The sequence below is a fragment of the Polaromonas sp. P1_G4 genome, assembly GCF_056405475.1.
Map to the genome: position 1 here is coordinate 1 of NZ_JBFUCA010000200.1, position 7,183 is coordinate 7,183.

The 7,183-nt window shown below is 63.9% G+C and carries 7 protein-coding genes; 1 reads left to right on the forward strand and 6 read right to left on the reverse strand.

Annotated elements, in window-relative coordinates:
• Positions 1–141: 141 nt before the first annotated feature.
• The gene (locus AC1D1X_RS11700; RefSeq protein WP_477670539.1) at positions 142–1,158 is read right to left on the reverse strand and encodes a zinc-dependent alcohol dehydrogenase family protein; all 1,017 of its coding nucleotides are present in this window, start codon (positions 1,156–1,158) and stop codon (positions 142–144) included.
• Between the two features lie 99 nt (positions 1,159–1,257).
• Between AC1D1X_RS11700 and AC1D1X_RS11705 the strand changes: the two genes are divergently transcribed.
• Positions 1,258–2,136, forward strand: coding sequence for a LysR family transcriptional regulator (locus AC1D1X_RS11705; RefSeq protein ID WP_477670540.1), 879 nt, complete (start codon positions 1,258–1,260; stop codon positions 2,134–2,136).
• Positions 2,137–2,245: 109 nt separating this feature from the next.
• Here the strand turns inward: AC1D1X_RS11705 and AC1D1X_RS11710 are convergent, their stop codons facing one another.
• The 5 genes from AC1D1X_RS11710 to AC1D1X_RS11730 form a co-directional block, all read right to left on the reverse strand.
• Positions 2,246–3,166, reverse strand: coding sequence for a hypothetical protein (locus tag AC1D1X_RS11710; RefSeq protein WP_477698314.1), 921 nt, complete (start codon positions 3,164–3,166; stop codon positions 2,246–2,248).
• A gap of 227 nt (positions 3,167–3,393) precedes the next feature.
• Complete coding sequence (locus tag AC1D1X_RS11715) at positions 3,394–4,293, reverse strand: hypothetical protein (protein ID WP_477670542.1); 900 nt, start codon at positions 4,291–4,293, stop codon at positions 3,394–3,396.
• Positions 4,294–4,402: 109 nt separating this feature from the next.
• Entirely contained in the window at positions 4,403–4,771 is a 369-nt protein-coding gene (locus AC1D1X_RS11720; RefSeq protein ID WP_477670543.1) for a hypothetical protein, read from the reverse strand.
• 162 nt (positions 4,772–4,933) lie between these two features.
• Positions 4,934–5,692 (reverse strand): tRNA-uridine aminocarboxypropyltransferase, encoded by a 759-nt coding sequence (locus AC1D1X_RS11725; protein ID WP_477698315.1) that lies wholly within the window; start codon positions 5,690–5,692, stop codon positions 4,934–4,936.
• A 49-nt stretch (positions 5,693–5,741) separates the two neighbouring features.
• Positions 5,742–7,183 (reverse strand): caspase family protein (locus AC1D1X_RS11730; protein ID WP_477698316.1); only part of this gene is annotated, 1,442 nt, incomplete at its 5' end.

The window sequence follows — 7,183 nt, forward strand, 5'->3', positions numbered from 1 at the left end:
CAGCAACAGCGCGCCGCAGTTTGATTTTTAGCTTTGGCAGATTGTTTGGAGCTTCTTTTGCGCATTAAAAATGCCTGCAGACCAATAGGAGTCTGCGCCAGAAGTTATTAAATTCATAGCAAATCTTTCCCGGGACGCACTTCAATGCGCAATCGCGATCTTGCCGAAGTGCCGCCCGCCGGCACTGAGTTCGGCATACGCGGCGGCGGTGTCGGCGATCTCAAACACGCGGTCGATGACGGGCACGATGCGATGCGCGGCAATGGCGCGTGTTGCTTCGGCCAGGTCGGCTACCGAGCCGGTGTTGTTGCCAACGATGCGCAAGGCTTTCACGATGATGGGCAGCAGGTCAATCGAGGCCGCCGTGCCGCCGACAAAGCCGACCGTGAAGATCGTGCCGCCCATGGCCGCTGCGTTGATGGAGCGCGTGATGCTGGCCCCGCCCACCGTCTCCACCACCAGGTCTGCGCCGCGCCCTTCGGTGAGCTTCAGCACCTGCTCGTCCCAAGCCGGCGTAGCGCGGTAATTGACAAGGTGGTCCGCGCCCAGCTGGCGTGCGCGTTCCAGTTTTTCGTCCGACGACGACGCGATGATCACCGTCGCGCCGGACGCCTTGGCGAACTGCAGAGCAAAGATGCTGACGCCGCCCGTTCCCAGCAACACCACCACCGAGCCGGGGCGCAGCGTGGCCGAGCGCACGGCATTCCAGGCCGTCGTGCCCGCAATCGGCAGCGCCGCGCCCTGCACAAAATCCAGGTGCGCCGGCAGCGCGACCAGGCTGGTGGCCGGTACCACCACGTAGTCGGCCAATGAGCCCGGCAGCGTCACGCCGCGCATCGCCGCCACGTTGCGCGGCGTGATGGCCCCGCCCTGCCAGTTCGGCATGAAGTGCGGAATCACCCTGCCCCCCACCGCCAGCCCAAGGGACATGGCCTCAACACCTTCACCCAGCGCGGCCACTTCGCCCGCGCCGTCCGCCACCGGAACCGTGGGAAAGGCCGGGCCCGGGAAGTTGCCCGTGGCAATGGCCACGTCCAGAAAATTCAGCGAAGCGGCGCGCAGGCGCACCAGTACCTCGCCCGGGCCGGCGTTCGGGTCGGGCAGCTCAGCGGGGCGAAACGCGGTCAGGGAGGGGGCGGTGAGCTGGATGGCTTTCATGGTCTTTGTGTCTGAAATGAAGGAAAGCATCAGTGTTATTTAGAATCAATCAGAGATAAACACCGATCTGGTTGATTGATTTAAAAGCGAGAGTGTTAAATGGATTTGCTCGACAGCATGAAGGTGTATGTTCTGGCCGTCGAAAAAGGCAGCCTCAGCGCGGCCGCCACGGCTTGCGATATTTCCGCCACGATGGCCGGCAACCACCTGCGCACGCTCGAAAAGCGCCTGGGCATGCAACTGCTCAACCGCACCACCCGGCGCCAGAACCTCACCGCTTTTGGTGAGGACTACTACGTGCGCTGCAAGGAAATCCTGCGGCTGGTGGCCGAAACCGATGCGCAGGCGCAGAACCTGCAGCTGGCGCCGGCCGGCAAGTTGCGCGTCACCGCGCCCGTCTCCTTTGGCACCGAGGCCTTGATGCCCGCCCTCTCGGACTACCTGGATCGCTACCCGCAGGTCAGCATCGATGTTGTCTTGAGCGACCGCGTGACGGATTTGCTCGAAGAAGGATTCGAGGCGGCCATCCGCGTCGGCCCCGTGCCGGACTCAGCGCTCATCGCCAGGCCGCTGGCGCCCTACCGGCTGATGATCTGCGCGTCTCCCGCCTACCTGGCGCGCCGGGGCACACCAGCCCGGCCCGATGAGCTGAGCCAGCATGAGTGCCTGGCTTTTTCTCCCACCGCCGCCGCGCACTGGCGCCTGGAGGATCAAGAGCACATCTGCCGCGTTCCCGTCTCGGGGCGCCTGCAGGTCAACCAGGGGCAGGCGCTGCGGGTGGCGGCCTTGCACGGCATGGGCATCGTGCTGCAGCCGGCGATTCTGCTCGAGGACGATGTCCGGGCCGGCCGCCTGGTGCAGCTTTTCCCCCACCATGAGCTCGCCACCCGGCCCATGAGCATCCTCTACCTGCCCGACCGCTACCGCTCACCCAAGCTGCGCAGCTTTGTGGATTTTGTGGTGGAGCGCTTCAAGTAGAGCCTGTTTCAGGCGTAAAAAGTGACTGCAACCCAATAGGAATGTGCGCAAGCAGCTATTAATTTGGTAGCAACGTGCGGCTATCCCGTGCAGCCAATGTGACTTGGATTTACTTTTCCGTGCCGGGAAAGTACGGCGCGCCCTGCATCGCCGTCAGCGGCAGATAGAAAGTCTTTACCGGCACCAGCGGCRCATTGCGCACCACCACCTTGCCCAAGGCTGCGGCGGCTTTGTCCTGAGCCTCTTCTTCGCTGCCCTCTTCGGCCGGGCGTTTGGCGCCGGGCACCAGCGCCGGCCTTATGCAGGCAGCGCGTATACCTTCGAGGATTTCGCCCGGCAGCTCGTCGCGTTTGCCGAAGCGGCTGCCGTCTACGTGCAGCACCTCGCCCTTCAGCGTGGCAGACAGGTTCAGCGGCGGGTTGCCAAACGACTGGTCGTAGCCCACGGCCAGCGTGTTCGCGTCGCCGCGCCGGTACTGCACCACGCGCAGCCGTTTGGGCTGGCGGTTGGCGTCCACTTCCACGTCGCCTATATAAAAGTGGCGCACCTGCGCCGCCGGCAGGGGCGGCAGCTTGTAGCTGTCAGACCAGTTGCTCTGGTCTGACTTGAACAGTGGGCGCATCGTGGTGGGCAGCGCGTCGTTGCCGGAAGTGGCAAACACCGCAGACGTTGCGTTGGAAAGCGAATAGCCGTGAAAGTCAAACGCCACAGTCTCTTTCTGCTCAGGCACCTGCTTGCCAAAGGCCGGGAAGATCGCGCCGTTCTGCCGAACCTCCTGCAGGCGCACGCCATTGCCCTCGGCCTTCCAGCGCCCACCGGCCAGCATGTCGAGCGAGCCGCCCATGAAGGTAAAGCAGAAGGTGTTGTCGTCCAGCAGCATCAGCTGCGCACGCGAATCAACAGAGCCCTGCGTGTAGCCACCCACATAAGGCTTTTCAGCCGCGGTCAGCGCATGCGCACCGGCCATCGGCAGCAAGGTGAGGGCGAAGGCGGCAAGCGTGGTGCCAGGAGGCTGGGAGATGGAGCGCATGGGCGGTGAGTCCGGTGGGGGTTGAAGCCAATGAATGTATTACAGCGGGTGCCCTGGTTGCGCCGGTATCAATAACCGGGCTTCGGTGCGCGGCAGCGGCCCGGGCGATGGATGCAGCCTTGTTGGGCGGTTTTCAAATATCAAAAGTGGCCGCAGACCAATAAGAACGTGCACGAGCAGCTATCAATTTAGTAGCGAGTCGCGTCCGCCGCAGGAACACAGCCAGCCTACTTGTCGTCAGAAAAGTAAGGCGCGCCCTGCAGGGCCGTCAGCGGCAGATAGAAAGTTTTCACAGGCACCAGCGGCGGCTGTTTCACGGACGTCGCGCGTCCGGCCGCTATCTCCGCGGCTTCTTCTTCGCTGGGGCGTTTGGGCTCAGCCAGCGCGGGCCGTATGCAGGCCGAGCGTATTCTTTCCAGGGCTTTTTCCGGCAACTCCTTGCGCGGGCCAAAGCGGCTGCCGTCGACATGCAGCACCTCACCATCCTTCAGCGTGGCAAGCTGGTTCAGCGGCGGGTTGCCAAACGCCGGGTTGTAGCCCACGCGCAGCGTGTTCGCGTCACCGCGCCGGTACTGCACCACGCGCAGCTGCTTGGGCTGGCCGTTGGCATCCACTTCCGCGTCGGCGATATAAAAGTAGCGCACCTGCGCCGCCGGCATGGGCGGCAGCTTGTAGCTGGAAGACCAGCCGTTGTGGCCGTCCTTGAAGAGCCGGCGCAGGCTGGTGGGCAAGGTCTCGTCAGTGCCCGTGGCAAACGCGACCGACACCGCGCGAGACAGCGAATGGCCGTGAAAGTCAAACTCCACGGGCCCTTTCTCAGGCAGCACCGCCCTGCCAAAGACGGGGAAGACGGAGCCGTTTTGCCGTACCTCCTGCAGGCGCACGCCGTTGCCCTCGGCCTTCCAGCGCCCGCCGGCCAGCATGTCGAGCGAGCCGCCCATGAAACTAAAACAAAACGTGTTGTCGTCCARCAGCATCAGCTGCGCACGCGAATCGACCGAACCCTGCGTGTAGCCACCAACATACGGCTGTTCAGCCGGGGTAACAGCCAGCGCGCCGGCCAGCGGCAGCAGGGTGAGGGCGAAGGTGGCAAGCGTGGTGCAAAGAGGCCGGGAGCTTGGGCGCATGGGTATCCAGGTGGTGATGAAAGGGTGATGAAGGCAGTGAATGTATTACAGCGGTTGCCCAGCGGCGCCGCGCTCAATGCAAGCAGATGTCAGCGCGCGGACCAAGGCACTAAGGCACAAAGCGCGAAGCCACAAACGCCAGCCCCGCCAGCCCGCCCCACAGCAGCGCCGTTACCAGYCGGTTGCGTTCGTTTTCATGGTGCGTCATGAAGAGGTGGCCCAGCAGCCAGGTAATGCCACTGAAGCCAAACAGCAAACCGACCAGCGCGGCCGCGCCAGCGTAGACGCCATGCACCCATAAGGGGATGGCCATGAAAAGATGGCTTAGGCTGCGCGGCGAAAGAATCAGGTACAGGCCCAGGTAAAGCGAAACCTCAAATATCGGCACCGCCACCAGCGCAGCCACCAGCCGCCACAGCAGGCCTTCGCTTTCGTCAGGGGCCGGCCGGCGCTTGCGCAGGTAAGGGGGTCTATCCATGGGGTGGGACTATAGCGGTACGTCAGCGCACGGCGAAGTAACGACTGCGAGTTATTCACCAGCGGGGGCCGCGGTCCGGCTTTGCCGGCCTCAAGGCGCCCGTCCCCTGCAAGGGGAGAGGGGGCTACACGCAGTGAGCCCCAACAGGGGTGTGCCATTTATTCAACAGGGGTGTGCCAGCTTGCGCAATTGCGCATGCGCCGCATCTTCCAGATCCAGCGGCTGCTGCTGCTTGGCTTTTAAATAGCGGTTGGTAAACACATCCAGGTAAGCCTCCAGCGTTTGCGCCGCATGCGTTTCACCGGCCAGCTCCAGGCAGAGGGCGGCCACTTCAGACGTGCAAAAGTGCGTGTCGCGCTGCGAGCGGCGCAGCTTGTAGCGAGAAAGCTGCTCGCTCTGCAAACTCAGCACCGGCAAGTGGTTGAGATAGGGGCTTTTGCGAAACATCTTGCGTGCTTCGGGCCACGTCGCGTCGAGCAGCACAAACAGCGGGCGTTTGCCCTTTGTGCCATCAGTCGGGTCGGCAGGCAACACATCTGCCACCACCCGCTCAGCCGCCACAAACTCACCGGGAAAGACCAGGTAGGGCTGCCATTGCGGATCCGCCAGCAACGCCAGCAGCGCAGGGTCTACCTCGGTGCGCGCCCACTCAAACGCAAACGTGTCCGCCACCACATCGGCAATCAGCCAGCCCGTGTTGCTGGGTTTCAGCGCCTCGATGTCTGCCATGACCAGGCACACACCCGCGCGCGTGGGCACGCTGGGGCGCAGGGCGCACATGCAGTGGCTGGGCATCAGGCGGCAACCGGCGCAGCGCACATTGCGTGGGCCGCCACGGGCCAGGAACGRTTTGGAGGCGCGCGCCAGCCGCGCGGTGCGCAGGCGGGAAACTGCGTGAGCGGCCTGGGAAGTTGGGGTCATAGGCAGAGTATCGCCAAATCGCGCCGGGCTACTCCAGCTTCAAGCGACTTCAGGCCTTCTCAAGCTCTTGTTTCGCATGGGCTGCGCCCGGCCYGTTCGGTGCCAGCTCCAGGTAATTGCGAAACGCCTTCTTCGCCTTGTCGCCATCGCCCGCCCGTGCATGGGCGTCTCCCAGGTTCAGGTAGGCAATCGCGCGCGAAGGGTCCATCTTCACAGTGTTCTCAAACCAGCGCGCCGCTTCCTTGAATTTGTCTTGCTTGAAATACACAAAGCCCAGGTTGTTGGCGGCCAGTGCAAAGTCGGGGCGCAGCTTCAGCGCTTCGGTGAACTGGGCTTCGGCTTCGGCATACAGCTTTTCTTTATAGAGCTGCAGGCCGCGGTCATTGGCGCGCTGGGCCAATTGCCGTGCAGAGCTGGGCACCGCCAGCGGTGTGGTGATCTTCTGTTCACCGCCCWGCAGGTCTTTCACCACCACGGTTGCCGTGGGCGGTGCCGCCACCGGCACATCGCTGCCAGCAGTCGGCGCGGCAGCGGGCGGGCGCGTGGCATCCAGCTTGCTGTTCAGCGCAATCGCATCGACAGACAACTGGCTCGTCTGCGCGCTCAAAAACTCCGCCTCTGCCGGCAGCGCAAACACAAAGTCGCCACCTTCCGAGCCCGGCAGGCTGCCAAAGGCCGGCGTCTGCCGCGACACCGACGCCACGGCCGGCGCCACATACGCGGCCAGCTCGGTCGCGGTGATCAGGCCGTCGCCGTTCAGGTCGGCCTTGCCGCCCATGGCCTGCAGCAGCGTCCAGGTAAACACCGAATGCCCGTTCGGCCCGCCGTCGGCCACCAGCTGGTCGGCGCCGCCGGCCGTCAGCATCTGCCGGCCCAGGCGCTTGGCGTTGTCGCGCAGAAAGTTGCCAGAGCCCGCGCCGCGCGTCAGGCCCAGCCCGCTGTAGCAGGCGTCCATCACAAACAGCACATGCTTGGCTGTCAGGCTTTCCGCAATGTTCTGCAGCTCCGTCATCGGCACCGCGTCCGTCGCGATCTTGTTCGGGTCTGAATCTGCCGGAATGATGTAACCCAAATCGCGGCCCGAGCTCAGCTGCCGTGTGGCGCCGTGCCCGGCAAAGAACACGAACAGCCGGTCGTTCTTTTTCATGCCGCTGTGCGCCAGCTTGTCATGAAAGGCGGCCAATATGCCGGTGCGTGTGGCCTCGCGGTTTTCCAAAGAGATCACGTGGTCGGCGGCAAAGCCAAAGCGCTGGATCAGCGTTTCACGAATGGCACGCGCGTCGCGCACCGCGTACTGCAGCTTGGGCCAGCTGGCATAGTCGTCAATGCCAATCACAATGGCCCACGAGTCGCTGTAACCCGGGTTGGCCGCCTGCGGGGCGGGCGCCACGCCAGCGCCCTTGGCCACGGCAAAACCGCTGCCGTCCCAGCTCGCAAACTGGTAGCCGTCGGCCACCAGGCGTTCCAGAATGCCCGGCAGTGCTTTCACCG